Annotated in this window: 30 protein-coding genes; 9 read left to right on the top strand and 21 right to left on the bottom strand. The window is 62.5% G+C overall.

Features of this window, described 5'->3' with window-relative positions; all coding sequences use genetic code 11:
• The first annotated feature begins 25 nt into the window (after nt 1-25).
• The gene (locus P8Y39_01700) at nt 26-580 is read left to right on the top strand and encodes a YceI family protein (protein MEJ2191051.1); all 555 of its coding nucleotides are present in this window, start codon (nt 26-28) and stop codon (nt 578-580) included.
• On the opposite strand, the gene P8Y39_01695 is transcribed toward P8Y39_01700, so the two are convergent.
• Nucleotides 577-1,065 carry a DUF4149 domain-containing protein gene (locus P8Y39_01695; protein MEJ2191050.1) on the bottom strand — a complete coding sequence of 163 codons (489 nt, stop codon included), beginning with the start codon at nt 1,063-1,065 and terminating at the stop codon, nt 577-579. The genes P8Y39_01700 and P8Y39_01695 overlap by 4 nt on opposite strands.
• A gap of 98 nt (nt 1,066-1,163) precedes the next feature.
• Here P8Y39_01695 and P8Y39_01690 point away from each other — a divergent pair, with 98 nt between their 5' ends.
• On the top strand, nt 1,164-1,670 hold the full coding sequence (locus P8Y39_01690) for a nitroreductase (protein MEJ2191049.1): 507 nt from the start codon (nt 1,164-1,166) through the stop codon (nt 1,668-1,670).
• A 5-nt stretch (nt 1,671-1,675) separates the two neighbouring features.
• On the opposite strand, the gene P8Y39_01685 is transcribed toward P8Y39_01690, so the two are convergent.
• The 7 genes from P8Y39_01685 to P8Y39_01655 form a co-directional block, all read right to left on the bottom strand.
• On the bottom strand, nt 1,676-3,091 hold the full coding sequence (locus P8Y39_01685; protein ID MEJ2191048.1) for a radical SAM protein: 1,416 nt from the start codon (nt 3,089-3,091) through the stop codon (nt 1,676-1,678).
• 107 nt (nt 3,092-3,198) lie between these two features.
• Entirely contained in the window at nt 3,199-3,792 is a 594-nt protein-coding gene (locus P8Y39_01680; GenBank protein ID MEJ2191047.1) for a manganese efflux pump MntP family protein, read from the bottom strand.
• A 73-nt stretch (nt 3,793-3,865) separates the two neighbouring features.
• On the bottom strand, nt 3,866-5,125 hold the full coding sequence (gene ahcY, locus P8Y39_01675; protein ID MEJ2191046.1) for an adenosylhomocysteinase: 1,260 nt from the start codon (nt 5,123-5,125) through the stop codon (nt 3,866-3,868).
• Nucleotides 5,126-5,152: 27 nt separating this feature from the next.
• Entirely contained in the window at nt 5,153-6,304 is a 1,152-nt protein-coding gene (gene metK, locus P8Y39_01670; protein MEJ2191045.1) for a methionine adenosyltransferase, read from the bottom strand.
• A gap of 318 nt (nt 6,305-6,622) precedes the next feature.
• Entirely contained in the window at nt 6,623-8,716 is a 2,094-nt protein-coding gene (locus P8Y39_01665) for a DNA translocase FtsK 4TM domain-containing protein (protein MEJ2191044.1), read from the bottom strand.
• Nucleotides 8,701-9,468, bottom strand: coding sequence for an undecaprenyl-diphosphate phosphatase (locus P8Y39_01660; GenBank protein ID MEJ2191043.1), 768 nt, complete (start codon nt 9,466-9,468; stop codon nt 8,701-8,703). The genes P8Y39_01665 and P8Y39_01660 overlap by 16 nt, the downstream gene beginning before the upstream one ends.
• 76 nt (nt 9,469-9,544) lie before the next feature.
• A complete protein-coding gene (locus P8Y39_01655) occupies nt 9,545-10,009 on the bottom strand; it encodes a hypothetical protein (GenBank protein ID MEJ2191042.1) in 465 nt (154 codons plus the stop codon).
• 124 nt (nt 10,010-10,133) lie between these two features.
• On the opposite strand from P8Y39_01655, the gene P8Y39_01650 reads away from it, so the two are divergent.
• The 5 genes from P8Y39_01650 to P8Y39_01630 all read left to right on the top strand — a co-directional run bounded on the left by P8Y39_01650 (nt 10,134) and on the right by P8Y39_01630 (nt 12,416).
• On the top strand, nt 10,134-10,658 hold the full coding sequence (locus P8Y39_01650; protein ID MEJ2191041.1) for a hypothetical protein: 525 nt from the start codon (nt 10,134-10,136) through the stop codon (nt 10,656-10,658).
• A 66-nt stretch (nt 10,659-10,724) separates the two neighbouring features.
• Nucleotides 10,725-11,156: a YbgC/FadM family acyl-CoA thioesterase gene (locus P8Y39_01645; protein ID MEJ2191040.1), complete on the top strand. Its 432-nt coding sequence runs from the start codon at nt 10,725-10,727 to the stop codon at nt 11,154-11,156.
• Nucleotides 11,157-11,215: 59 nt separating this feature from the next.
• A complete protein-coding gene (locus P8Y39_01640) occupies nt 11,216-11,563 on the top strand; it encodes an antibiotic biosynthesis monooxygenase (GenBank protein MEJ2191039.1) in 348 nt (115 codons plus the stop codon).
• A 73-nt stretch (nt 11,564-11,636) separates the two neighbouring features.
• On the top strand, nt 11,637-12,056 hold the full coding sequence (locus tag P8Y39_01635) for a disulfide isomerase DsbC N-terminal domain-containing protein (protein ID MEJ2191038.1): 420 nt from the start codon (nt 11,637-11,639) through the stop codon (nt 12,054-12,056).
• Between the two features lie 36 nt (nt 12,057-12,092).
• Nucleotides 12,093-12,416 carry a thioredoxin fold domain-containing protein gene (locus tag P8Y39_01630; protein MEJ2191037.1) on the top strand — a complete coding sequence of 108 codons (324 nt, stop codon included), beginning with the start codon at nt 12,093-12,095 and terminating at the stop codon, nt 12,414-12,416.
• Here P8Y39_01630 and P8Y39_01625 read toward each other — a convergent pair.
• The 13 genes from P8Y39_01625 to P8Y39_01565 all read right to left on the bottom strand — a co-directional run bounded on the left by P8Y39_01625 (nt 12,388) and on the right by P8Y39_01565 (nt 20,460).
• A complete protein-coding gene (locus P8Y39_01625; protein ID MEJ2191036.1) occupies nt 12,388-12,789 on the bottom strand; it encodes an STAS domain-containing protein in 402 nt (133 codons plus the stop codon). The two genes, P8Y39_01630 and P8Y39_01625, sit on opposite strands and share 29 nt — an antisense overlap.
• Nucleotides 12,790-12,955: 166 nt before the next feature.
• On the bottom strand, nt 12,956-13,246 hold the full coding sequence (locus P8Y39_01620) for a PGPGW domain-containing protein (GenBank protein ID MEJ2191035.1): 291 nt from the start codon (nt 13,244-13,246) through the stop codon (nt 12,956-12,958).
• A gap of 116 nt (nt 13,247-13,362) precedes the next feature.
• The gene (locus tag P8Y39_01615) at nt 13,363-13,839 is read right to left on the bottom strand and encodes a flavodoxin family protein (GenBank protein ID MEJ2191034.1); all 477 of its coding nucleotides are present in this window, start codon (nt 13,837-13,839) and stop codon (nt 13,363-13,365) included.
• A gap of 137 nt (nt 13,840-13,976) precedes the next feature.
• Nucleotides 13,977-15,446 carry a cardiolipin synthase gene (cls, locus tag P8Y39_01610; protein ID MEJ2191033.1) on the bottom strand — a complete coding sequence of 490 codons (1,470 nt, stop codon included), beginning with the start codon at nt 15,444-15,446 and terminating at the stop codon, nt 13,977-13,979.
• Between the two features lie 229 nt (nt 15,447-15,675).
• Nucleotides 15,676-16,704 (bottom strand): rhodanese-like domain-containing protein, encoded by a 1,029-nt coding sequence (locus tag P8Y39_01605; GenBank protein ID MEJ2191032.1) that lies wholly within the window; start codon nt 16,702-16,704, stop codon nt 15,676-15,678.
• 97 nt (nt 16,705-16,801) lie between these two features.
• A complete protein-coding gene (locus P8Y39_01600; protein ID MEJ2191031.1) occupies nt 16,802-17,263 on the bottom strand; it encodes a universal stress protein in 462 nt (153 codons plus the stop codon).
• Nucleotides 17,264-17,271: 8 nt separating this feature from the next.
• Complete coding sequence (locus P8Y39_01595) at nt 17,272-17,484, bottom strand: hypothetical protein (protein MEJ2191030.1); 213 nt, start codon at nt 17,482-17,484, stop codon at nt 17,272-17,274.
• Between the two features lie 9 nt (nt 17,485-17,493).
• On the bottom strand, nt 17,494-17,679 hold the full coding sequence (locus P8Y39_01590) for a hypothetical protein (GenBank protein MEJ2191029.1): 186 nt from the start codon (nt 17,677-17,679) through the stop codon (nt 17,494-17,496).
• A 30-nt stretch (nt 17,680-17,709) separates the two neighbouring features.
• Nucleotides 17,710-17,961, bottom strand: coding sequence for a sulfurtransferase TusA family protein (locus P8Y39_01585; protein ID MEJ2191028.1), 252 nt, complete (start codon nt 17,959-17,961; stop codon nt 17,710-17,712).
• Between the two features lie 34 nt (nt 17,962-17,995).
• On the bottom strand, nt 17,996-19,480 hold the full coding sequence (locus P8Y39_01580) for a YeeE/YedE family protein (protein MEJ2191027.1): 1,485 nt from the start codon (nt 19,478-19,480) through the stop codon (nt 17,996-17,998).
• A gap of 201 nt (nt 19,481-19,681) precedes the next feature.
• Nucleotides 19,682-19,978: a DsrE family protein gene (locus tag P8Y39_01575; GenBank protein MEJ2191026.1), complete on the bottom strand. Its 297-nt coding sequence runs from the start codon at nt 19,976-19,978 to the stop codon at nt 19,682-19,684.
• 16 nt (nt 19,979-19,994) lie between these two features.
• Nucleotides 19,995-20,162 carry a hypothetical protein gene (locus P8Y39_01570; protein MEJ2191025.1) on the bottom strand — a complete coding sequence of 56 codons (168 nt, stop codon included), beginning with the start codon at nt 20,160-20,162 and terminating at the stop codon, nt 19,995-19,997.
• Between the two features lie 25 nt (nt 20,163-20,187).
• On the bottom strand, nt 20,188-20,460 hold the full coding sequence (locus P8Y39_01565) for a hypothetical protein (GenBank protein ID MEJ2191024.1): 273 nt from the start codon (nt 20,458-20,460) through the stop codon (nt 20,188-20,190).
• A 302-nt stretch (nt 20,461-20,762) separates the two neighbouring features.
• Here P8Y39_01565 and P8Y39_01560 point away from each other — a divergent pair, with 302 nt between their 5' ends.
• Nucleotides 20,763-22,430: an ATP-binding protein gene (locus tag P8Y39_01560; protein ID MEJ2191023.1), complete on the top strand. Its 1,668-nt coding sequence runs from the start codon at nt 20,763-20,765 to the stop codon at nt 22,428-22,430.
• A partial coding sequence (locus P8Y39_01555; GenBank protein MEJ2191022.1) for a sigma 54-interacting transcriptional regulator occupies nt 22,427-23,080 on the top strand: 654 nt, incomplete at its 3' end. The genes P8Y39_01560 and P8Y39_01555, both read left to right, overlap by 4 nt.

Here is a 23,080-nt window from a genome sequence, read left to right as displayed (position 1 = left end):
CGGGCCGCACGCGAAGGAAACAGCGATGCCGCGCGTCCTGCTGACCATAGACCCCGACCATTCCTCCGCGGCTTTCTCCGTCCGCCACATGATGCTGGCCAATGTACGGGGCCTGTTCGGCCGCGTGACGGGCACGATTTCCCTGGACGAAGAGGACCCCGGCCGCTCCTCCGTGGATGTGCACATCGACGTGGGCAGCGTGACCACGGGAATCAGAAAAAGAGACGAGCACCTCCTCACCAGCGACTTCTTCGACGCGGCGAACCATCCCGGCATCACCTTCAGGAGCACCAGCGTGGAGATGACCGGGGAGAGGCGGGCCTGGGTCCGCGGGAACCTCACCATACGGGGGACGAGCCGTTCCGTGACCATACAGGGCGAGGCCTTCGGGCCGGTAAAGAGCCCCTTCGGAGCCACGAGCATGGGCTTTACGGGCCGCACCGTGATAGACCGGTATGACTTCGGCGTCTCCTGGAACGAGCCGCTGGAGCGCGGAGGGCTCATGGTCGGCAAGGACGTCTTCATCCTGCTTGACCTGGAAGCGGACTACCCCGCCGGGGAGAGCGAAAAGGCCGGTTAAGGGTTCCGCACAAACACGCCCAGCGCCAGAAGCGCAAACCCGTCGGCAAGGAGCAGGACGTTCAGGGCCGCGCTCACCGCGTGAAGCCGCCTGAACGTGCGCCTGGAGGGGGAATCGGCCGGGACGGACTCAAAGGAGGCTACGTCCCGCTTTACGGCCTTGATGTCGGGATAAAGCTTCAGGACGATAAACAGGTTCAGCGTGACCCCTGCCCCCAGCAGGGCCAGGGAAAGACCCCATCCAGGGCTTCCCAGGCCCAGGCTGTCCCCGAAGGCCCACGCCAGGAGGAAAATCGCCAGCGCCGCCAGGCTTACGGCGAGGTTGAAGAAATAATAGCCCGGAAACAGAACCCCCACCACCCGGGCGGCCAGGTCCCGATGGAGCGCACGGAAAACCGCCGGGGTCACGACGAACGTGTACATGACGATGCCTCCCGTCCAGAGTGAGAGGGACAGGACATAGAAGAAAAACCCCGTACTTCCCATGCCCCATTATAGAAGAAAAGGCATCGCCGGCAAACCGTCCTTGAATTTAGCCCTTCAAGCCCCCTATAGTGGACGTACCCCAAAGAGCAGGAGGCGTCATGGAGCTGTTGGAAGGCATCTACAGCCGGCGGAGCGTCCGCCGCTTCAGCGCGGAGCCCGTGGAGCGGGAGCAGTTGATGGAAATCGTCAGGGCCGGGACGTGGGCCCCCTCGGGGCTGAACAACCAGCCCTGGAGGTTTGTGCTCGTCAGGGACCGGGACGTCCGGCACCGGGTAGCCGGGCTCACCAGGTACAGCCGCATCCTGGAGGACGCCCCTTCGGCCATCGCCGTCTTCGTGGACCGCGAGACCATGTACCACGACGTCAAGGACTACCAGGCCATGGGGGCCTGCATCCAGAACATGCTCTTGGCCGCCCATGCCCTGGGGCTCGGGGCGGTCTGGCTGGGCGAGATCCTCAACAGGGCCGAGGACGTGAGGCGCCTCCTTGCGGTGCCGGAGACGATGGAGCTCATGGCCGTGGTGGCCATAGGACACCCGCATCCGGAGAGCCGGAGCACGTCAAGCAGGAAAGAGCTCTCCCAGGTGGTTCTCGGGGAAATGTAGCGCCCTCAGGAAGTGGTCGGCGGCGGGTCAGGCAGCGGGGACTCCACCAGGGCGCCGATGGAGTCCAGGTATCCGCGGGCCTCCTTCAGCGCCTTGCGGACGGCCTGCTTGCCGTAGAGGCCCACGGCGGCATAAAAGAAGTCCAGCTTGGCCGCGTGGTCGAAGATGTACTTCCAGGAATAGAACCTTCCCATGGCCTTCAGGCTCTCCATATGCAGCGCCTGCGGCGTCATGAGAAGGGGCTTGTACACGACGTGGTGGGCATCGTACTTGTCCCACTGTGTGTGCAGGAGCCTGTCGGAGTCCTTCATCTCCGTGAAAAACGGCGTTCCGGGCAGGGGCGTGAGCATCATGAACTGAATGGTGTCAATCCGGTGCTTGATGGCGAAATCGGCCGTCTGCTTGATGGTGTCCACCGTGTCCAGGTCGGAGCCGAAGACGAACATCCCGTGTATCTTGATGCCGTAGTCGTGCACCTTCCTGATTGACTCGACGATCTCGTCCAGGTTCTGCTTCTTGTTGAAGGCCTCCAGGGTCTTGGGATTGACCGACTCGAACCCTATCTGCACCGTCTCGCAGCCGGCGTCGGCCAGAAGGCCCAGAAGCTCCTCGTCCCTGGCCACGTCCGTGCGCACCTGGGCGGACCAGCAGTAGTTGAATTTCTCGGCAATCATCGCCCGAAGAAGTTCTTTCGTCCGGGCCTTGTTCGCGGTAAAGTTGTCGTCCACGAAGAACTTGCTCCCCTGGGAGACCGCCGGCAGATGCCGAAGCTCCTCCATCACCGCCTCCAGGTGCTTGAAACGGTACTTGCGGCCGAACATGTGGATGACGGAGCAGAAACGGCAGTCGAACGGACAGCCCCTGGAGGTGGAGACCGGGAAGATATTGGTCGGTTTCCAGTTGTGCACGACCGAGAAGTCCGGCTCCGGCAGAGCGTCCAGGTCCATGATGAACGGCCTGCCGGGGTTGTGGACCGCCCTGCCGTCCTTGTCGTGGAAACTTAATCCCGCTATGCTTTCCAGCGACGGGGTCCCCTTTTCGAGGCAACCCATCAGCTCCACCAGAGTCTCTTCGCCCTCTCCCCGGACGACGAAGTCGGCATATCCCAGGGCCTCGTCCGGCTGGAAGGAGGGGTGCGCCCCTCCGAGGACCACGGGGATGCCCTGCTTCTTCATTCTCTCGGCGATGCGGTAAGACCTCAGGGCGGTGCCCGTAATGGCCGAGATGCAGACAAGGTCGGAGTTCTCGATGTAGGACCAATCCGGGTCGGCGATGTCTTCGACGAAGGCCCTGACCTCGTAACCCCGCTGCTTTAGGATAGTGCTCAGCAGAATGGCGCCCAGGCGGGGTATGGGGAACTTGCTGAAGATATGGTTCCCCGGCGACTTGGACTCTATGAAAGAAATTCTCTTAATAGCCATCGTTTTCATCCATTCTATAACATTTGAGCCTGGATTTGAATACCCCCGGTCGCCCCCGACAGGGAATTATTATAGCAGTTTTCCGCCAGCGGTGCCCGATATATACCCTATTTACCGAAAAACAGATGCTCTGTCAAGATCTTCAAGCCTATCGCAATCAAAATAATTCCGCCGAGGACCTCGATTTTCTTCTCGAAAAAGCCACCAAACCGGTCGCCTATCCAGACCCCCGCGTAGGACATGGCGAAGGTCACCGCGCCGATGACCAGGGCGGGGGTGATGATGCGGACATCCAGAAAAGCGAATGTTACGCCCACGGCCAGGGCGTCCAGGCTGGTGGCCACGCTCAGGCCGAGCAAGACGAGGATGCTCAGGTCCGACGGCGCGCTCTCCTCGGCCTTTTCGATGACGGCGGCCTCATAGATCATCTTTCCTCCCACCACCCCCAGGATGCCGAAGGCCAGCCAGTGGTCCAGGGGGGCTATGGAGGAGCGCAGGCTCGTTCCAGCCAGCCAGCCCACCACCGGCATGACGCCCTGAAAGGCGCCGAAGAAGGCGGCGATGCGCAGCGCATGGCGCACCCTGATGGTGCGGATGGCGAGCCCGCTGGTGACGCTGACGGCGAAGGCGTCCATGGCAAGGCCCAGGGAGATGCTCAGGAGCGTCGGGAGTCCAAGGCCGTCCGGGGACGAGGCATGCATCCACCCATTATATCAAAGAGCCCGCGCATCCCGGGCATCCGGAAGCCCGCCCACGCCCGCACGGGGGGGCCGCCTAGGTGCCCAGTTCCCAGCTTTCCAGGTATTCCTTCTGCTCCTTGCTCAGGGCGTCTATCTTGATTCCCTTGGCCCTGAGCTTCAGGGCCGCGATCCTCTTGTCGATGGACTCGGGGACCGGGTAGACCCTGTTTTCGAGCTTCTCGTGGTTTTTGGCCATGTACTCCGCGCACAGGGCCTGGTTGGCGAAGCTCATGTCCATGACCTGCGAGGGATGGCCCTCGGCGGCGGCCAGGTTGATGAGCCTGCCCTCGCCCAGCAGGTAGAGCCTGCGTCCGCTCTTGAGCGTGTACTCCTCGACGAACTCCCGTATGGTGCGGCGGGACTTCGCCAGTTTCTTAAGGGAATCGATGTCTATCTCCACGTTGAAGTGGCCGGAGTTCGCGATGATGGCGCCGTCCTTCATCCTGGGGAAGCAGTCCCTGGAGATGACGTTCACGTCCCCGGTGACCGTGACAAAGATGTCTCCCAGAGCGGCGGCATCCCTTATGGGCATCACTTCATAGCCGTCCATGACGGCCTCCAGCCCTCTCAGGGGGTCGACTTCGGTGACGACGACCCTGGCGCCGAGGCCCTTGGCGTTGCCGGCCAGGCCCTTGCCGCACCACCCGTAGCCCGACACGACCACGACGGAGCCGGCTATGAGCCGGTTGGTGGCCCTCAGGATGCCGTCCAGGGTTGACTGCCCGGTGCCGTAACGGTTGTCGAAGAGGTGTTTCGTGAAGGCGTCGTTCACCGCGACGATGGGGTAGTGAAGCACGCCCCTCTGGGCCATCGCCTTCAGACGGATGACCCCCGTGGTGGTCTCCTCGGTGCCCCCGATGACCTCGCCCAGGAGGTTCTTCTTCTTTGTATGGAGGACCGAGACCAGGTCGGCGCCGTCGTCCATCGTAATCTGGGGGCGGTGCTCCAGGGCCTGCATGATGTGCCTGTAGTAGGTCCTGTTGTCTTCCCCCTTGATGGAGAAGGTGGGCACCTTGAAGTGCTTCACGCACGCAGCGGCCACGTCGTCCTGGGTGCTCAGGGGGTTGGACGCACAGAGCCGCACGTCCGCCCCTCCGGCCTTCAGGGTCTCCATCAGGTTTCCCGTCTCGGTGGTCACGTGCAGGCACGCCGCCATGCGCACGCCCTTCAGGGGCTTTTCCTTCTTGAACCTCTCCTTGACCTTGGCCAGGACGGGCATGTCCTTGGCCGCCCACTCGATCCTGAGCATCCCCTTCTTGGCAAGGGACATGTCCTTCACGTCATAGTCAGGCATACAAAAAATTCCTTTCTTTTCGATTCATTAAAGCCCGGCCTGCCTCCTGAGGTCATCGGCCTTGTCCGTCATCTCCCAGGTGAAATCCCGCTCCTCACGCCCGAAGTGCCCGTAAGCCGCCGTCTTTTTGTAGATGGGCCGCCTCAGGTCCAGCGTCTCTATCATCCCCTTCGGGGTGAGCTTGAAGTTCTCGCGCACCAGGGAGACCAATGTGTCCTGGGGAACCTTTCCCGTGCCGTAGGTGTCCACGAGGATGGAGACCGGGTCGGGGACCCCGATGGCGTAGGCCAGCTGGACCTCGCACTTGGAGGTGAGACCGGAGGCCACCAGGTTCTTGGCTATGTAGCGGGCCATGTAGGCGCCGGAGCGGTCCACCTTGGAGGGGTCCTTCCCGGAGAAGCAGCCTCCGCCGTGGCTTCCCACGCCCCCGTAGCTGTCGACGATTATCTTCCTGCCGGTAAGTCCGGTGTCTCCCATGGGGCCGCCCACCACGAACCTCCCGGTGGGGTTGACGTGGTAGGTGATGTGCTCGGCGTCCACCAGGTGCTCCGGCAGGGTCGGCTTGACGACCTTCTCTATTATGTCTTCCCTGATTTCCTTCAGGGTGACGTCGTCGCTGTGCTGGGCGGAGACGACCACGGTGTCTATCCTGAAGGGTTTGCCGTCCCGGTACTCGATGCTCACCTGGGTCTTCCCGTCGGGCCGGAGGTAACCCAGGATGTCCTTTTTCCTGGCTTCCGAAAGCCGCATGGAGAGCTTGTGCGCCAGGGAGATGGGAAGCGGCATCAGCTCCTTCGTCTCGTCGCAGGCGTACCCGAACATCAGGCCCTGGTCGCCGGCCCCGCCGGGGTCCACCCCCATGGCGATATCGCCCGACTGCTCGTGGATGGAGGTGATGACCGCGCAGGTCTCATAGTCGAAACCGTACTTGGCCCGTGTGTAGCCGATATCCTTGATGACCTCCCTCACCAGTGTGGGGATGTCCACGTAACCCCTTGTCGTAATCTCCCCCGCCACAAAGGCGAGGCCGGTGGTCACCAGCGTCTCGCACGCAACCCGGGAGTTGGCGTCCTGCTCGATGAGGGCATCCAGGATGGCATCGGAAATCTGATCGGCAACTTTATCGGGGTGTCCCTCTGTGACCGACTCCGAGGTGAAGTAGTAATTGACTCTTCCCACGTCGTCCTCCTTTCCTTGTCTCAGGCGCACGTCGCCGTGCCGCCGTAAAAGAGCAAAGAGCTATTTTAATAGAATCCCGCGAAAAATGAAAGGCGGGGACTCAGAACCTGTCTCACATTGCTTGCGGCTCAGCCCCGAAAAATCTTGCGACTTTTCGGGGACCCTGGCTGTAAGAGGCTTAAATGGCGGCATACGGCGCCGTAAGAAGAAGAGCGTCCTCAACGCAGCCCTGCCGCGCCTCCGGGCGATTTCCCCCTCCCTCCTTGTCTGCCGCCGTTTATTCTCTCTTTCGCTTCGAAATCAATTTTGAGACAGGTTCTAGAAGCCTCCCCGCCGGCCGAGGAAGTCCCGGGGCTTTCCCGCTCCCCGGGGAGGGCCCACCAGGCCGTCCTCCTCCATGAGCTCCATGATACGGGCGGCCCTGTTATAGCCGATTTTGAGGCGCCTTTGAAGCGACGATATGGAGACCTCCCCGGCGGCACCCCCGAAAACCAGGGCCCGCTCGTACAGCTCGTCCCTGTCCTCGGACTGGGCGGCATCCGCACGGGCGCTGTTTTCCGCCTGGGCTATCTCCTCCATGAGGGCATAGTCCGGGCCTCCCTGCCCGCGGACGAAGTCCGCCACCCTCTTGACCTCCTTCTCCGAGACGAAGGCCCCGTGGACCCGCATTATCCTGGTGCCGGGAAGCATGAAGAGCATGTCCCCCTTGCCGATGAGCTGCTCCGCCCCCTGCGCGTCCAGTATGGTGCGCGAGTCCACGCGGGAGGTCACCTGGAAGGCCACCCTGGCGGGGAAGTTGGCCTTGATGACCCCGGTGATGACGTCCACCGAAGGGCGCTGCGTGGCCAGGATAAGGTGGATGCCGGAGGCCCGGGCCATCTGGGCCAGGCGGGCGATGGAGTCTTCCACCTGGCTCTGGGCGGCCAGCATGAGGTCCGCGAGCTCGTCGATGAGGATGACGATGTAGGGCAACCTCTCCTCCTCGGGCGCGGCCACATTAAAGCTCTCGATGTTCCTTACCCCCCTCTGGGCAATCATGTGGTAGCGGCGCTCCATCTCGAAGACCATCCGCCGGAGCATCTCGGAGGCCTCCTTGGGATTGGTGATGACGGGGCAGATGAGGTGGGGGATGCCGTCATAGGCCGAAAGCTCCAGGAGCTTCGGGTCTATCATGAGCATGCGGAGCTCCCCGGGCGTGGACTTGCAAAGGAGGCTCACCACCGTCGCGTTCAGAAAGACGCTTTTTCCCGAGCCCGTGGCTCCGGCCACCAGGAGATGGGGCATGCGGGCAAGGTCGGCCACCACGGAGGAGCCGAAGATGTCCTTCCCTATCGCAAAGGTCAGGTGGGAGGAGCTTTTCGCGAAGTCCTCGGAGGCGATGACCTCCCTCAGGGAGACCACCTCGCGGCGGGGGTTGGGTATCTCGATGCCGATGGCGGCCTTTCCCGGCACCGCCGAGATGCGGATGCTCTGGGCCCTGAGGGCAAGGGCGAGGTCCTCCGACAGAGAGACCACTCGGTTTATCTTCACCCCCGGTGCGGGCTCGAACTCGTACATGGTGACCACCGGCCCGGTGTGCACATGGGTCACCCGCCCCTGGACGGAAAAGTCCGAGAGCTTGTTCTCAAGCAGCGCGCTGCTTTCCATGAGGGCCTGCCGGCCCTGCCTCTCCACGGGGTCGTACCGGGCGAGAAGGTCGATGTCCGGAAGCCGGTAGCCCTCGGGAGAGACCGCCTTCTCAAAAAGGGGGCCGCCGCCGGCAGCCTGGGGAGAAATCACCTCCAGGGGGGGCTCCACCACGAGGGGCCCCGGAGGCTCCCCGCCCGTCTCGTCCTCCTCCTCCGGGAAAAGGTCTTCGCGTGCGGCCTTCCGCCGCCGGAGCCCGGGCTTCTTCTCGGCGCGAGAGAAACGGCCCCTCGGGCTCAGAAGCTTGACCACGGAAACGGGGCTCAGCAGAACGAGGGAGGCCAGAAACAGGGCCACCGCGAGCATGTAGGCCCCGAGGATATGGAGGCCGGTCACCAGAAGCGCGCCCCCGTAAAGACCCAGCACCCCGCCGCCCCGTCCGTCCAGGCCGAAGGAAGCGTCGAGCAGGGACAGAAGAAGCGAGGAGGCCGCCAGGAAGAGCACGGCCCCCGCCAGGTGCACGCGGTCCTTCTCCTTGCCGAGGAGCCTCTTGAGGCCGTAGGCCACAAGGAAGGCCGGCACCGCCAGGGCGGAGGCCCCCAGGAGCGTGAAGAGAAGGTCCGCCAGGGACGCGCCCACCACCCCTCCGTAGTTGCGCACGGGTTCCTCCGAGAAGGTGAACAGGGAGCGGTCCCACTTGTCGTACGTGGCAAGGCTCAACCCCGCGTAAAGCCCGCCCATCAGGGAAAAGATGCCGATAACCTCCTGCCTTATCCGCCCAGCCATATCCAACCTCCGATGACCGCGGCCAGGAGCACCCTGTAGAGGACGAACAGGTTCAGCGTATGAGATTTGAGATACCGCAGCAGAAACTCTATGGCAGCGATGCCCACCAGAGTGGAGACCAGAAAACCCACGCCCACGAGGCGCAGGTCATAGGCCTGGGGGCTCGTGAAAAGCTCTTTTCCCTCCAGGACGGCGGCGCCCGCCACCACGGGGATGGAAAGGAGAAAGGAGAAACGCGCGGCGTCCTCCCGCCCCACCCCCCGCATCAGGCCGGCGGAGATGGTGATGCCGGAGCGCGACACCCCCGGCACCAGGGCCATCGCCTGGGCCGCGCCGACGAAGAGGGCATCCCGGAGCGTTATGCCCGCCAGGGGCCTGCCCTTCCCAAAACGCTCCGAAACATACATCACCACACCCACCACCACCAGGGCCGCGGCGATAACGACGGGGACCCTTAACAGCCCTCCCACCTGCTCCTCGAAGAGCAGGCCCGCCAAGCCCGCCGGCACCGTGCCGGCGGCGATGAAAAGAAGGAGCCGCCTGTCTTCCCGGAGCATCGCGACGAGGTCCCGGCGGAAACATATCAGAAGGCTGACCAGGGTGCCCCCGTGCAGTGCGACGTCGAAGGCAAGAGAATTCAGGGTGCCGGTCCAGCCGAAGAACCAGGGGAAAAGGACGAGATGGGCCGTGGAGCTTATGGGGAAGAACTCCGTGATGCCTTGCACGATTCCCAGGAGGACCGCAGCGACCATGACCATCCATTATATCAAGCGGAAGGGCGGTTTTTGTATATACAGGGAAGGGACCGGAGCGGACCGGGGAAGGACTTTATCCCCCGGCCTCCCTGGAGGTGAGGACCTTCTCCAGGACCCTCATCCCCACCGGATGAGAGGCGAGGCGCTCCAGATGCAGAAATATCCGTTCCTTCTCCTCGTCGGCGACGAGGGCCTTCTCCAGCTCGAGGCGGTAGCTTTTCAGGAAGGCCTCCACGGCGTGTCGAGCGGGGTCCCCTGGAAAGGCGCGGTCCAGTTTTTCGGGGTCTTCCGCCACCGCCAGGCCCTTGGCGGTAAGGCGGACCCGGGGCATGTAGCCCTGCCTCATGTACGGGACCGGGGTGCCGTCCACGTACTCCTCGTCGTGCAGGTAGCGGATGTCCTCCCAGTACTCGACCAGGTCTTCGAGCTTCAGGCGCTTGAACAGTTCGGAAGTGTCCAGGTACTCCCCCTCCCCCGGGCGGGAATGCTCATACAGGGCAAGGAGTATCTTTCTCCGCACTTCGCTGGGCGTCATCATGCGACAGATGATACCACAAACACCGGGAAAGCGGAACGTCCCTCGCACCTCCGGCACCCGGTGGGGTATAATAGAGTCCCTGGCGGATGGAGCACAATCATTCCGCAGGACCCGAAACGCCGCCATGGAAACCAAAGGGACCATATTCGACCTTTTCCAGACCGCGGTGCACGCCGAGACGGAGGCGTACGCGTTTTATCTGAAGCTCTCCTACGCCTTCTCTCATGTTGCCGAGGCCGCCCGCTTCTGGAAAGGCATGATGGCCGATGAGATACAGCACTCCCGGGACCTCTCGCAGATGATGAGCCTGCTGCCCCGGGACGAGCTGGACACCCCCGCGGACCCCGAGATGCTCGAGAAAGCCCGGCGGGTGCTCTCGCTTCTGAAAGGGGCAGCCGCGGAGCACGTGGAGAGCCTGGACGAGGCCTACTTCCTGGCGGCGAAAATAGAGTCCTCCGAAGTGAACGACGTTTTCCGCTTCCTCATCGGAAAGTACCTGGCCTCGGAGAGCGCGAAAGCCACCGTGTCTGAGATGGAGCGCCACAGGGAAAAGATAAGGGCATTCGCCGGGACCTTCGGCGACTCGGAGAAACGCAAAGCGGTCAAGGCCAGGAGCGCTTACGCCTGGGATTGGTCGGAGGAAGACTGAACTCCTCGGGCATCCACAGCCGGCCTCTTTCCCGCTTCTCGGCCAGCCGCGGCGCCGAAGCCCCCCATGAGCGGAAATAGAGAGACCAGAGAGCCGGCCCACTCCATCAGAGTCAAGATTTACTACGAGGACACGGACGCCGGCGGCGTGGTCTACTATGCCAACTATCTCCGGTACATGGAGAGGGCCCGGATGGATTTTTTCGAAGAGCGGGGGGTGGACGTCCTGGGCGCCCACGGCGAAGGCCTCTCCTATGTGGTAACCCGTGTGGACATCCGCTACAGAAGGCCCGTCCGGCTGGGCGAGGTCCTTCAAGTGAGCACCGAGGTCGCCGAGCTGGGCAGGGCCACAATGACCCTCAGACATCTCGTCCGGAGGGACGATACCCTGTGTGCGGAGGCCACCGTGACCCTGGCCTGCGCCGACGGCCGGGGCCGGCCCCGGCGTCTCCCTCCGGACGTGAAACGCCTGGCCCCTCCTCCTCCCGAAGGCTTTTGACATCTCCTCCGAAATGCCCGACAATGGATTCAAGCCCGTTCCATGGAGGAGGCGCGGTCGTGACGCACATCATGGCCAGATACAGGGTAAAGCGGGGGAAGGTGGACGAAACCAGACGGGCCGTGGCTGATTTCGTGCAAAGCGTCGGCAGGAAGGAGGCGGGCACCCTGTTGTACGAGGCCTATCAAGAGGAGGACGGCGTCACCTTCGTCCATCTCATGGCATTCCGCGACGACAAGGCCCAGGAGGAGCACCGCAGGTCCGCCTATCTCAGGAAGTTCGTGCAGATGCTGTTTCCCTGCTGCGACGAAGGCCCCGTCTTCACGGACCTCCGGCTGCTGGCTTCCACGCGGGGTCCCGCATCCTCCCGATGCGACCCGAACGTCCGGACCGGGGAACGGGCATAGGAAAAAAGGGACCGCAGGGTTTATAATAGAACGCCTGAACGGAAAAGCGAAAATTTACTCTCAAGGAGCCATAATGGGAAACCGCAACAGCTGGAAACCGGCGCTTCTTCTGGTCCTGGCCGCGTTGCTTGTGGCCGGGGCAATGGGAATCGCCGCCTCCGAGAAGTCCCTGAGCACCAAGGAGGCCGAAGATATCATCCGTCCCCTGGTTTCGGATGTCCAGGTGCTCAGCGTCAAGCCTGCCGAGGTGAAAGGCCTCTGGGAAGTGGTCCTGATGAGCAAGGGCAAGAAGGGCATCGTTTACCTCGACCAGGCGGGAAAGCACATCATCCTGGGCTCCGTCGTCGAGATTGCCACCCGGGAAAACCTCACCAAGCAAAGGTACAACGAGATCACCAAGGTGGACTTTTCGGCCATCCCCCTGAAGGACGCCATCACACTGGGCAACGCCCAGGCCAAGCATCGGGTCGTCGTCTTTGACGACCCGCAGTGACCCTACTGCGCAAAACTTCATCAGGAGATGAAGAAGGTGATAGCGGAAAGGGACGATGTCGTCTTTTACCTGAAGATGCTCCCCCTGGCACAGATACATCCGCAGGCCTACAAAATGGCAAAGGCCATCGTCTGCGCGGGCTCCAACGACAAGGCGCTTGCGATGCTGGAGGATGCGTACGCGAGAAAGACCCTCCCGGACCCCACATGCCAGACGGACGTCGTCGACCAGACCGTCCGGCTTGCCCGGAGCATGGGAATCGACGGCACTCCCGCCATGGTCTTCGAGGACGGCACTCTCGCCAGCGGGGCCGTGAGTGCGGAGGAGCTTCTCAAGATGATTCAGAAGCACGACCGGTAGCGGACCCGCCTCCGAGGTCCCGCCGCCGGGGCTCCCGCCCCCGGAAGAAACAGCGCGTGCCCAGAGACCTCAAGGCGCAGGGGCGCGCGCAGTAACCGCCTTTCTGCACAAGAGCCTCGAGGACCTCGAGGCTCTTGCCGCGCAAGGTCATGGACTTGTTCAGGTTTTCGGACATCCTGTGCACGGAGCACAGGACGCGCAGGCACGGGGAGTCCAGGGATGTCAGGCCCTCGAGGTTGAGCACCACGTGCTCGTAGCTGAAGAGCATGCGCATCAGGGCTATCGCAAGCTCATCCATGTCCTCCAGCGGAAGAGCACCCGTGACGCAAAGCTCTCCCACGCAGCCTGACTCCAGGGTCTTGGAGGCAATCACCCGGCCCTCCTCGCGCCGGAGCAGTCAAGATGCGTGCCATAAGGAAGAAAACGACGAAAAGCCTCTTTCATGGGCCCTTTTCAGGCTGGGCGCTCCGGGCCGAGGCGCAGGCGGCGGCACAGAACCGTGCCCCCGCTGTGCCAGTGGCACAGCGGGGGGCACGGCTTCAATCCTTCCTTTCGGCCCTTTCGCCTTTCTTCCGCTTGTTATTCTGATGGTTTCGCAAGTTGTTGAACTCCCGGTGGAAACGCTGGAGGAGGCGCCGCGCCCAGAGGAACTCGCTGGCAAGGATGCCCAGGGCCAGGGGGATGACGACCACGGCGGGGCCGGGCAGGACGGTCATGGCGATGCCGGCCAGAAGAAGGGTAAACCCCACCACGGTCTTGACGAGCCTGACTGCCTGGGAATGGGACCGGACCTGCAGGCGCTCGAACAGAGACCTGAGAAAATCCTCCATCCCTTGATTATAGCACCGGAGCAGGAAGGGCGGTGAAAGCCCTCCGGTCGGCGTCCCCGCACGAAGCCCAGGGAACGCCTTAAGCGGCGATGGTCAGCCGCACAACGGGCACCCCTCTACCCGAGTTTCTTACAGAGCTCGGCCACCCGGGCGCCCAGGAGCCTCCCGTGCTCGGCCGCCTGCTCGTCCGGAGCGCCCACGCACCCGACCCCGTAGTGGCCCGATGCACTCATGGGGTCGCCCACCACGGCCATTCCATAGATGAGCATGCACTGAAGGATGGAGAATATCGTGGTCTCCTTCCCTCCGGTGGGATGTCCCCCGGTGGCGAAGGCGGCTCCCACCTTGCCTTCCATCTTTCTCCGCGTCCCCACGAACTCGTCGAATATCTTCTTGAGTTCCCAGGCCATGACGCCGAAATAAACCGGAGAGCCCGCTATGATGCCCGCCGCGTTGAGGAAATCGTCCTTGGTGACCTCCCCGGTGTTCCTCATCACCGCCTTGGCCCCCGTGGACTCCACGCCCCTGGCCACCTCTTCTGCCAGCTTGCGGGTGTTCCCTCCCTTGGAATAGTAAAGAACCAGTACCTGCATGTCTCCTCCTTGCCGTGACTTTCGGTCGGTAGAAACCGTACACGATTATAGTACGCCGGGCGCCCTGAAGAAAGGCCCCGTCCCTTCATTGCTCCGTAAAAAGTCCGCCGCGGCCGCCCCGAACCGGGGAGCCGGCCTCAGAGGTAAGGGGAAAGGAGCCTTGCCACCCCGTCGCGGAGCTTCAGGGGCAAGGGGCGCCCCGTGGTCAGGTCCGTGAGGGTCAGTTCCCGGGCGCCCTGGAGCTTCTTGTCCACCACCTGGTTGAGCCTCCGGGCCATGGTGGGGTCGTAGCACTCGACGTTGAACTCGAAGTTCAGCTTGAAGCTCCTGGCGTCCCAATTGCCCGAACCGAAGAGCATCCAGACGCTGTCGACGAGCATGAGCTTGCTGTGGTCAAAGGGAGGCGGCGTCAACCAGACCCGGCAGCCGTGCTCCAGGACCTGGGGCAAAAGGGCCATGGAGGCCCATTTGACCATGGGGAGGTTGTTGACCTCCGGGAGGATGATTTCCACGTGCACGCCGCGCATGGAGGCCAGGTTCAGCGATGTTATGAGGGCGTGGTCCGGAAGGAAGTACGGCGTGACCACCCGCACGGAGGACCTCGCGCAGGCCAGGGCACCCTGGACGGTCCAGAGGAGCTTTTCGTAGTCCTCGTCGGGGCCGTCGGGGATGGCCCGGGCGATGACCGGGCCCGCCTCCTCGATGGGCGGATACCACAGCGGCCCCTCAAGCCTCTCTCCGGTGCAGAAATGCCAGTCGTCCGCGAAAATCTCCTGAAAGTGAGCGACCACGGGGCCCTGCACGCGGAAGTGCAGGTCCTGTATCGGATAGGCGGGGTTGTCCTCCACCACGTGCCCCTCCCGTATGTTCATGCCCCCGGTGAACCCCACGGAGCCGTCGGCCACCAGGATTTTCCTGTGGTTGCGGAGGTTCATCACCGGCATGCGCCAGGGTATCGAAGGGGGAAGAAAGCGGGCCACCCTGACGCCCGCTTCGCGGAGGACGCGGGTCATGGGAGGCCAGGAGTAGCGGGCGCCCACGCCGTCCACCAGCACCCGCACGTCGACCCCGCGGGAGACCGCCCCGGTCAGGGCGTGGAGGAACATACGGCCGGCCCTGTCGTTGTCGAATATATAGGTGGAAAGGGCCACGCAGCGGCGCGCCTCCTCAATGGCCTCGACCATGGCGGCATACGCCTGCCCGCCGCCCACCAGAGGCTCCACGCTGTTGCCCCTGAGCAGGGGGGCGCCCACGATCTGCTCCACGAGGTTCGACAGGGCCATGAACTGCTCGTGCCCGGGGAGGGCCCGGCCGAAGTTGGAGACGAAAAACTCTTCCCTGCCCAGATGGGCGCTCAGATGCGTCTGGTCGGAGCGCAAAGCCGCCGCACGGCGCTTGATGCGGTTTATCCCCAGCAGGACGTACAGGGCGGCTCCCACGACGGGCACAAGCCATATGACGGCCACCCAGGCCACCGCCGAGAGGGTCTCCCTCTTGTGAAGGACCGCGTGGCCGGAAGCCAGAAGAGTCACCAGCACGGTCAGAACGCCAACGATGTGGGGCCAGACGTGGCCGAAGAATTGCCCTATAAAGAGGTCAAAACCCATGTGCAAGGCCGCTTTTACTATACCATTTGCGGGGCGCGCCGGAGGACGCTGGATGTGAAGAGGACGTCCTTTATCCCGACAATAAAGAGGGCCCTGGCATCGGCATCGATGCCAGGGCCCTTTCACGGGCCGGCTGCGTTCAAGGCGAACCCGCGGGGCCTATCCCCCTCCGAGAGGGGCTCCGGAGCGAGCCCCTTCGGACGTCAACGGCCGTGGGTCCGGCGCGGCGTTACTTCTCCTCCTCGTCCGCCGTCAGCTCCGAGAGCTTTTTGTCCAGCTTCTTGAGCTTCTTTTCGAGCTTCCTTATCCGGGCGAAGTTGATCCACTGCTCGTCCTCGATGGGGTAGTTGTAGTTGTTGCCGTACACTCTCCAGGAGTCGTCCCAGTTGGCCGGGTTCTTGAAGCCCAGAAGCCTCAGCTCCAGATACGTCAGGGTGGAGCGGGTCCCCGTCTGACAGTATGAGATGGTGCGCTTGTTGGGGTCCAGGTTCTTGTAGAAGCTCGCCACGCGGTCGTAGGAGAAGAACCCATTATCCACCATCTTCCCGGTGGCGGGGTCCTTGGACTTGTCAAAGGTGTCCTTGTGCGAGACGTTCAGGGTGACGTGCGGCAGGTGGCCCGCCCGGATGGCCCTCATGTCCTGGCCCTTGAACTCCTTTGCCGTGCGCGCGTCTATGACCTGTACGCCTTTTTCCTGCCCCTTGGCTATCCGGACCATCTCGGCCGTACTGGCGTACCTGGATTTGACCACCTTGGCCGTGAAGGTCGTGGCGGGCTTGATGGTGGGCGTGTTGTCCAGGCTGTATCCGGCGTTTATCCAGCTGTCGATGCCGCCGTTGAGAACGTGCACCTTGTTGTCGCCCAGGTACTCCAGCACCCAGAAGGCCACGCCCACGTCCTTCATGGTGTCGGTGACTTTGTGCTCCCCGTAGATGACCACGTGGGTGTTGTTTCCGATGCCCACTTTCCCGAGGAGCTTCTCGTACTTGGAGGCGTCCGTGAAGACCCGCGAGGTGCTGTCACGGAGCGCCTTCTTGCACCGCTTGCCCAGGCTGATGGCGCCCGGGATGTGTCCCTTGGCGTAGTCCTTGAGGTTGCGGCAGTCCAGGACCACCCAGTCGGACTTGTTGATGTTCTTCTTCACGTCCTTGGCGTCGAGCAACAGCCCGGGGTTGGCCCAGCCCGCATAGGCAAAGCCCGACATGGCCAACACCAGGGCCGCCACTACGACAAACACGACAAACCTTCTTGCCTTCATACTCACCCTCCCCTTCTTTGGGTATTGATACGTGTGTTCCCCCTGCATCAAACTTTTCTTAGCACCTCCTTTTAAAGACTCTTTCATCCGCCCCTCCTTACTTCGCCACGAACACGGGAACGTCCGACATGTTGGCCACCTCGCGGCTCACGCTCCCCATGAGAAGCGTATGAAGCCTTCTGCCCCGGGAGCCCACGACGACCACGTCGGCCCGCTCCTCGGCGGCAGCCTTGAGAATTTCCTCCGCCGGGTGGCCCTCCCTCACAAGGCTCCGGACGCCCTTCATGCCCCTTCGCTCCAGCAGTTCCCGGGCGTGCCCGAGGACGGCCTGGGCCCGGCGGTTCAACGCCTCCTGATACTCGGTGTCCTTGAGCTGCTCCTTGAGCGTGGAGAGCTCCGGCTCGCCGAGCATCTCGTCCATCAGGGAGCGGCCCTCCAGCTTCTGAACGTGAAGCAGAAGGACCGCCGTCGGGGGATTGTCCGCGAAAAGGTCCGCGAAGGCCTCCACGGCGCGGGCGGCGCCCTTTGTGTCATCCACTGCGATCAGGACCCTTCTCATGGCCACCCCTATTGCAGGTCTTCGTACAGCTTCTTGAAGTGCTCCTGGACGTCTTTGCTCATGCCGGCGGCGAATCCCTCCCCGCCGCCGACGCCGTAGGCGGGGGCCTCCTGCTTCTCGAAATACCCCGGCTGTATGCCGCTCACATACGACGACCTGAAGCCCACCCCGAAGGCGACCCCCAGAACGACCGCCACCAGGGCTATCCAGCGCTTATCCATAAGCTTCCCTCACTCCGATTCCTCGTACAGGTTCTTGTAGTAGTCCTCCGTCTTCTTGTCGATCTTCACCTTCACGCCCTTTTCCTCCCGGCCGCTGAAAACACCCGAGTGGATGAAGGGCGGTATGCTGTAGCCCAGGAGGTATCCGACAAAGAGGATGACCACGAGGACTACGGCAGCGAACTTCTTATCCATGAAACCCCTCCTTCCTTCCCGGCCGGCCCATCAGCTCTTGCGGATGGTGTAGACGTACTTGCCGCCCTCCATGGTCTTCTCGATGATCTCGTCGCCCTGCGCCTCGACCATGGCGCTTATGGACTCGGACGAAGAGGGGTTGTCGAAAAGGACCGCGAGCGTGTCGCCCACCTGCAGTTTCTCAAGCATCTTCTTCGTGTAGATCTGGGGGTGAGGGCAGACGTACCCCAGACAGTCGAGATGATAGGAACCCTCCGATACTTTTTCGAATTTCACAGCCATGGCGTCTTTCCTCCTCTTTTTTTGCTCCCGAGGTTCACATCTCAAGGGAGGCCAATTCCTTCTCCATCTTGCGCTCCGTCCACCAGTTGAAGACCTTCACGCCGATGTAGGAGCCGCCTATCATGCCCAGGCCGAAGAGCCACCCGCCGGGGTCCCCGTTGGCCACCCTTACGAAAAAGGCGCCTATGTTGCAGCCCAGCGCCAGGCGGGCGCCTATGCCCATCAACGCCCCGCCGATTATGGCCCAGACCGCGAGCTCCCTGGTCGGCTTCTTGAACTTGAACTCGTTGCTCATGAGGGCCATGACAGCGGCACCGCCTATCAGGGCGATGGACATCCACCCCGGGGCGTTCAAGACGGGGTGGGGGATGCCGTTTATGTAGCCGAAGAAAATATTGTGCGAGCCGTGCCAGCCCAGCTTCTCCATTACCCAGGCGCTCCACTGCGACTCCTGTGTCGTCACGTACCAGTACCCGGGGTCGAAGACCGTGCCCCGCACCGATATGCCCGAATGCTCGCCGAGCCTCTGCAGAATCTCCCCGGCGTTCCTGACCCCGAACTTGATGCGCAGCCCCTCCAGGACGAACATATGCAGCCCGGAGGCCACGCCCACGATAAGGCCGGCTATGGACGTCCTCTTGGAGGATTTCAGCATCCCCCAGAACCCCCTTGCCTCCCCGCGGAAGCCCGGAGCGGCCGTCGCCGCCCGCTTCTTCCTGCCCCACACAAGATAGACCAGCGCGAGCAGAAGCAGCGCGGGCACAAACACCCCTATAAACATGTTGCCCAGGTAGGCCCCAAGAACGGACTCGTTCTCGAATCCGAGCATCTTGGCGAACGTGGTTATCGGCTGGTTCCAGACGTACCCGGCCAGGTACTGGTCGAACCACCCGTTGCCCACCTCTATGCTCGCCGGGAGCCCCTTGGCAAGCGCGGATTCATGCCATGAGGCCGGCACGAGCGCGTTGAACCAACCCCCCACATCGACGAAAAGCGCCTGGGTCACGCTTATGGAAAGGACGACCAGCGCGGCGACCCCGTTGCCCTCGCCCGTCTTGTACAGGGAGCCCGAGGCGCACCCCCCGGCGAAGACCATTCCCACGCCGAAAACGATGCCCCCGATGACCGAGTGTATGCTGTGCGGCGAGGAGTGGAAGGTACTGATACCCGTGGCCGTCACGAAGGCCGAAACGAAGGCGAAGAGCACCGTTGCAATCATGATGCCCACTACCATCCGCGGCACCCCCACGGCAAAGAGGTCCCGGAAGGCGCTGGCGAAGCAGAACCTTCCGTACTGCAGACACATGCCGTAGATGAACCCGAACCACAGGTAGGCCGACAGGTAGATGTAGTACTCGTTGTACATATAGCTGGAGACGCTCAACAGGGCGAAAAACCCGACGATGGCGAACGCCCAGAGCTTCTTTCTCTCCGCGGCGGCCTGCGCCGCATCCGCCTCCGCTTGCGTGGCTCCCGCCGCCGGTTGCATCGTACCCGCAGCGGTCTGAGCCTTGTTCATCGCTGAATCCACCTCGTTATCTCCCCCTTTCGTAAAGTTGTCTCAGGCGGCGGGAAACCGAAACCTTTCCTCCTCCGAGCAATCCCCGTGCCACGGTGAAAGTACGGCACGAAGCCCCGCCGCGCGCCTTTCCCGGCCCGATACTGTCCCAAAAGGGACAATCCGGGCCCCCGAGGTGTCCCTTTTGGAACAGCCGCCCCCTCACAGGACAATCACCTTGTCCGCATGGTGGTGCATGGAGGCGTTGTCGTACTGGCTTCCGCAGACCACATGCCCGGGCAGGGATGCATGCACCCGCCCCTCGGCGTTATGCCCGCAGAAGCTCATCTGGACGCCTCCCAGAGCGCACAAGGCGGTGAAGGCCGGCTCGTTCAGGAGCCGCGTCCCCTCGTCCATGCAGAAGACCATCACTTCATGGCCCCTCTCGCGGGCGGCATGGACAATGCCCAGGGCCTCTTTCACGTGGCGGTCGGTGTTGACCAGTATGCCGAGCTTCATGGGCCTCCTTTCCTCCTTACCAAGAAATGACCTTGTCACTTTCCGAAATGAGCTCGACCACCCGTCCGTAGTCCCCTTCCTTGCGAAGGTCCACGACGGTCACGGCGTTGCCGTTTCGGTGGCACTCGATGAGGGAGCTCGCCGTCTTGTCCGGGTCCCCCTTGAGAATGTAGAGAATCTTCATGAACGCACCGTCCTTTCTTCGCTCCTCAGTAGGGAATGACGTGGTCGTAGGACAGGAGACGCACGGCTATCTCTTCATTGCTGAGATACTGCTCGTCCCCCCCGCCGGGGCGGTTCGTATACAGTCCCATGTCCATGTCCAACGCGGTCTCCACGTTCAGGGTGTTCTCCTCGGTGGGCTCCACCTCCCTGTCCAAGACATAGATGTCAATGGCGTCGTCCATGAGGGTCATACCCACGGCCATGCGCAAGGCCTCTGCCTGTCTGTCCCTGACCAAGACGGCTATTTTCCTGGGCATCGCGCCTCCTCCGGAAAGATGAATTTTTGCGGGCCCGGCCGCTTTCACGTCGTTACCTCCCCTCACGCACGGCCGGGCCCACCACGGGGAGAGAGGGGACCCTGAAGAGGGAGTCACCCGCTCTGAAACGTCTTGTAGCAAAGTCGATGCCATAAAGAAAAGAACCTGAAAACAAGGACTTGTAAACATACCCGCGGGACGGCTGTCCCAAACGGGACAGAAGGGAAGACGTGAGAGGCCCGTTTGGGTATAATAAGAGGTGAAGGGTAAAGGCGCTGCATGACGCGCACAGGGGAGCCGTCATGGACTGGTTAACCTACCACATAGGGGAGGAGTTTCTTATCGCCGCGGCCTCGTCGGGCATCGCGCTGAGGGCGTTTTCCGTCATGCTCTCGCTCGACCGGAAGGACCGCGGGCAAAGGGAACAGAGAAGCAGGGTCATGCTCGTGGGAGCGGGCTTCCTGCTTCTGGCGGTCAACAGCGCGGTCCACGCCCAGATACACATGCTCGGGCTGAACCAGAACCTCCTGTATCAGACCCTCCTCGGATATTGCCTCGGCCTTCTTACGCTGATAGCGGCCATCTCTTCGGAGAAGCCGTGGAGGCGGGTGTCGGTCCCTCTTTTGTACATGCCTCTTCTCCTTCTCCTGATGCCCCAGGTCTATGAAAGGTTTCCCATCTTCGGGCAGTTCAGGCCCTTCGTGTGGATGGTCATCGCCTATCTCTCCGCCGTGGTCTGCATGCTGTACGTGGCGGCCTACTACCACACGAAGCTCCCGCGTTTTCTTTTCTCCGCCCTGGGGCACCTTTTCATATGCATCTCGTCCGTCGCCCTCTTCTTTCCCTCGGGGATACGCTCGGACGCCTGGGTGGAGGGGCATCTGCTGCGGCCGGTGGGCTTTGTGATACTGTTCTTCAGCATGAACAGGACCGAGCTCCTGAACCTGAAAGAGAGCATCCTCTATAAGGCGCTGGCCGCCTTCAGCCTTCTGGCGTCCATCCCCCTGCTGGTCTTCGGGACCGTGGTCTTCTACGAGAACTTCTACCCGATGCAGCTTCTGGAGAAGCGCCTCATCGTCTTTCTTCTCGTCCTGGTCACCCTGGCCTCGGCGCTCGTGTTCGGGCTGGGGATGGTCCTCCGGCTCATCCGGCCCATCCTGGAGCTGAAGGAGACGGTGGAGCACGTCGCCGAGGAGGGGCTGAACCGGCAGATAAACACCCAGCGGGGGGACGAGATAGGAAAGCTCTCCCATGCCTTCAACGACATGATGGTCAAGCTTAAAAACTCCTTTGCCGAGCGGGAGCGCCTGAGCAGGCTCGCGGCCACGGGCCAGCTCGCCGCCACCCTGGCCCACGAGATTAAAAACCCCCTGAACGCCATCGGCGGGGCCGCGCAGTACATCGGCAAGAACTTCCGGGGGAGCCTCATACGGGAGTTCGTCCGGGTCATAAACGACGAGACCATGCGCATCAACAAGCTCACCTCCAACCTCCTGAACTTCTCCAAGCCCATCAAGACCGAGCCCGCCCCCGGGGACCTGAACCTCCTGGTCAACGATACGGTGAACCTTCTCAAGCAGGAGTACGAAGGCCAGGGAATACGCATCCGGACCTTCCTGGATGCAACCCTTCCGGAGTTTCCCTTCGACCATAACCAGGTAAAACAGGTTCTTTTGAACCTGCTGCTGAATTCCTTCGACGCCGTGGACGGCCGCGGCGGAGAGGTGACCGTCTCCACCGCGACACAGAACGGAACCGTCGTCCTTTCGGTGAAGGACAACGGCAAGGGCATCCGGCCGGAAGACATGGAGGACATCTTCAATCCCTTCTTCACCACCAAGACCAGAGGGACGGGGCTCGGCCTGGCCATATCGAAGAAGACGGCGCGTGAGCACGGCGGGGACATGCTGGTCGAAAGCGAGGCGGGCAAGGGCAGCGTGTTCACCCTGGTTTTGCCGAAGAGCTCATGAAAAGGCATGTCCTCATAGTGGATGACGAGGCCAACATCCTGAGGGTGCTCGCCGCCGCCCTCAGGAAATGCTCCTTCCACGTGGACACGGCGCGTACCGGGGAGGAGGCCATCTCGAAGTTCACGGCGGACAGGTTCGACCTCGTCCTGTCGGATTACCGCATGACCGGGATGGACGGCGAGGAGCTTCTCGACAAGGTGAAGCTCCTGAACCCCGCCGTGCCGGTCGTCCTGATGACCGGGTACGGAACCATAGAGCGGGCCGTGAACGCCATGAGGAAGGGCGCCTACACATACCTCACCAAGCCCATCCAGCTGGACGTCCTCATCTCGGTGGTGCACGAGGCCCTCCGGAAAAACGGCGCGGGAGAAGAGACCGAAAGCGCCCCGTCGTCGCAGTTTCTGAATATCGTGGGCCGCTCGCCCAAAATCCGCGAGGTCTTCGACATGATCCACCGGGTCAGCAAGACCGACGCCAACGTACTCATTCTGGGGGAGAGCGGCACCGGCAAGGAGCTGGTGGCCCGGGCCATCCATTACAGCTCTCTCAAGGCCGGCGGGCCCTTCATCCCCCTGGACTGCACGACCATTCCCTCGGAGCTCATCGAGAGCGAGCTTTTCGGCCACGAGAAGGGAGCCTTCACCTGCGCC

The sequence above is a fragment of the Nitrospirota bacterium genome, assembly GCA_037386965.1.
Classification (GTDB): domain Bacteria; phylum Nitrospirota; class Thermodesulfovibrionia; order Thermodesulfovibrionales; family JdFR-86; genus JARRLN01.
This window is presented reverse-complemented; position numbering and strand designations above follow the sequence as displayed.

Coding starts and splice junctions, on each gene's coding strand:
- P8Y39_01650 (MEJ2191041.1), top strand. CDS start 10,134: ATGGAAACCAAAGGGACCATATTCGACCTTTTCCAGACCGCGGTGCAC.
- P8Y39_01700 (MEJ2191051.1), top strand. CDS start 26: ATGCCGCGCGTCCTGCTGACCATAGACCCCGACCATTCCTCCGCGGCT.
- P8Y39_01575 (MEJ2191026.1), bottom strand. CDS start 19,978: ATGAAGCTCGGCATACTGGTCAACACCGACCGCCACGTGAAAGAGGCC.
- P8Y39_01615 (MEJ2191034.1), bottom strand. CDS start 13,839: ATGCAGGTACTGGTTCTTTACTATTCCAAGGGAGGGAACACCCGCAAG.
- P8Y39_01660 (MEJ2191043.1), bottom strand. CDS start 9,468: ATGGTCGCTGCGGTCCTCCTGGGAATCGTGCAAGGCATCACGGAGTTC.
- P8Y39_01665 (MEJ2191044.1), bottom strand. CDS start 8,716: ATGGCTGGGCGGATAAGGCAGGAGGTTATCGGCATCTTTTCCCTGATG.
- P8Y39_01605 (MEJ2191032.1), bottom strand. CDS start 16,704: ATGAAGGCAAGAAGGTTTGTCGTGTTTGTCGTAGTGGCGGCCCTGGTG.
- P8Y39_01570 (MEJ2191025.1), bottom strand. CDS start 20,162: ATGAAGATTCTCTACATTCTCAAGGGGGACCCGGACAAGACGGCGAGC.
- P8Y39_01690 (MEJ2191049.1), top strand. CDS start 1,164: ATGGAGCTGTTGGAAGGCATCTACAGCCGGCGGAGCGTCCGCCGCTTC.
- P8Y39_01585 (MEJ2191028.1), bottom strand. CDS start 17,961: ATGGCTGTGAAATTCGAAAAAGTATCGGAGGGTTCCTATCATCTCGAC.
- P8Y39_01620 (MEJ2191035.1), bottom strand. CDS start 13,246: ATGGAGGATTTTCTCAGGTCTCTGTTCGAGCGCCTGCAGGTCCGGTCC.
- P8Y39_01680 (MEJ2191047.1), bottom strand. CDS start 3,792: ATGCATGCCTCGTCCCCGGACGGCCTTGGACTCCCGACGCTCCTGAGC.
- P8Y39_01580 (MEJ2191027.1), bottom strand. CDS start 19,480: ATGAACAAGGCTCAGACCGCTGCGGGTACGATGCAACCGGCGGCGGGA.
- P8Y39_01695 (MEJ2191050.1), bottom strand. CDS start 1,065: ATGGGAAGTACGGGGTTTTTCTTCTATGTCCTGTCCCTCTCACTCTGG.
- P8Y39_01560 (MEJ2191023.1), top strand. CDS start 20,763: ATGGACTGGTTAACCTACCACATAGGGGAGGAGTTTCTTATCGCCGCG.
- cls (MEJ2191033.1), bottom strand. CDS start 15,446: ATGGGTTTTGACCTCTTTATAGGGCAATTCTTCGGCCACGTCTGGCCC.
- ahcY (MEJ2191046.1), bottom strand. CDS start 5,125: ATGCCTGACTATGACGTGAAGGACATGTCCCTTGCCAAGAAGGGGATG.
- P8Y39_01685 (MEJ2191048.1), bottom strand. CDS start 3,091: ATGGCTATTAAGAGAATTTCTTTCATAGAGTCCAAGTCGCCGGGGAAC.
- P8Y39_01595 (MEJ2191030.1), bottom strand. CDS start 17,484: ATGGATAAGCGCTGGATAGCCCTGGTGGCGGTCGTTCTGGGGGTCGCC.
- P8Y39_01590 (MEJ2191029.1), bottom strand. CDS start 17,679: ATGGATAAGAAGTTCGCTGCCGTAGTCCTCGTGGTCATCCTCTTTGTC.
- P8Y39_01565 (MEJ2191024.1), bottom strand. CDS start 20,460: ATGCCCAGGAAAATAGCCGTCTTGGTCAGGGACAGACAGGCAGAGGCC.
- P8Y39_01600 (MEJ2191031.1), bottom strand. CDS start 17,263: ATGAGAAGGGTCCTGATCGCAGTGGATGACACAAAGGGCGCCGCCCGC.
- P8Y39_01635 (MEJ2191038.1), top strand. CDS start 11,637: ATGGGAAACCGCAACAGCTGGAAACCGGCGCTTCTTCTGGTCCTGGCC.
- P8Y39_01645 (MEJ2191040.1), top strand. CDS start 10,725: ATGAGCGGAAATAGAGAGACCAGAGAGCCGGCCCACTCCATCAGAGTC.
- P8Y39_01655 (MEJ2191042.1), bottom strand. CDS start 10,009: ATGATGACGCCCAGCGAAGTGCGGAGAAAGATACTCCTTGCCCTGTAT.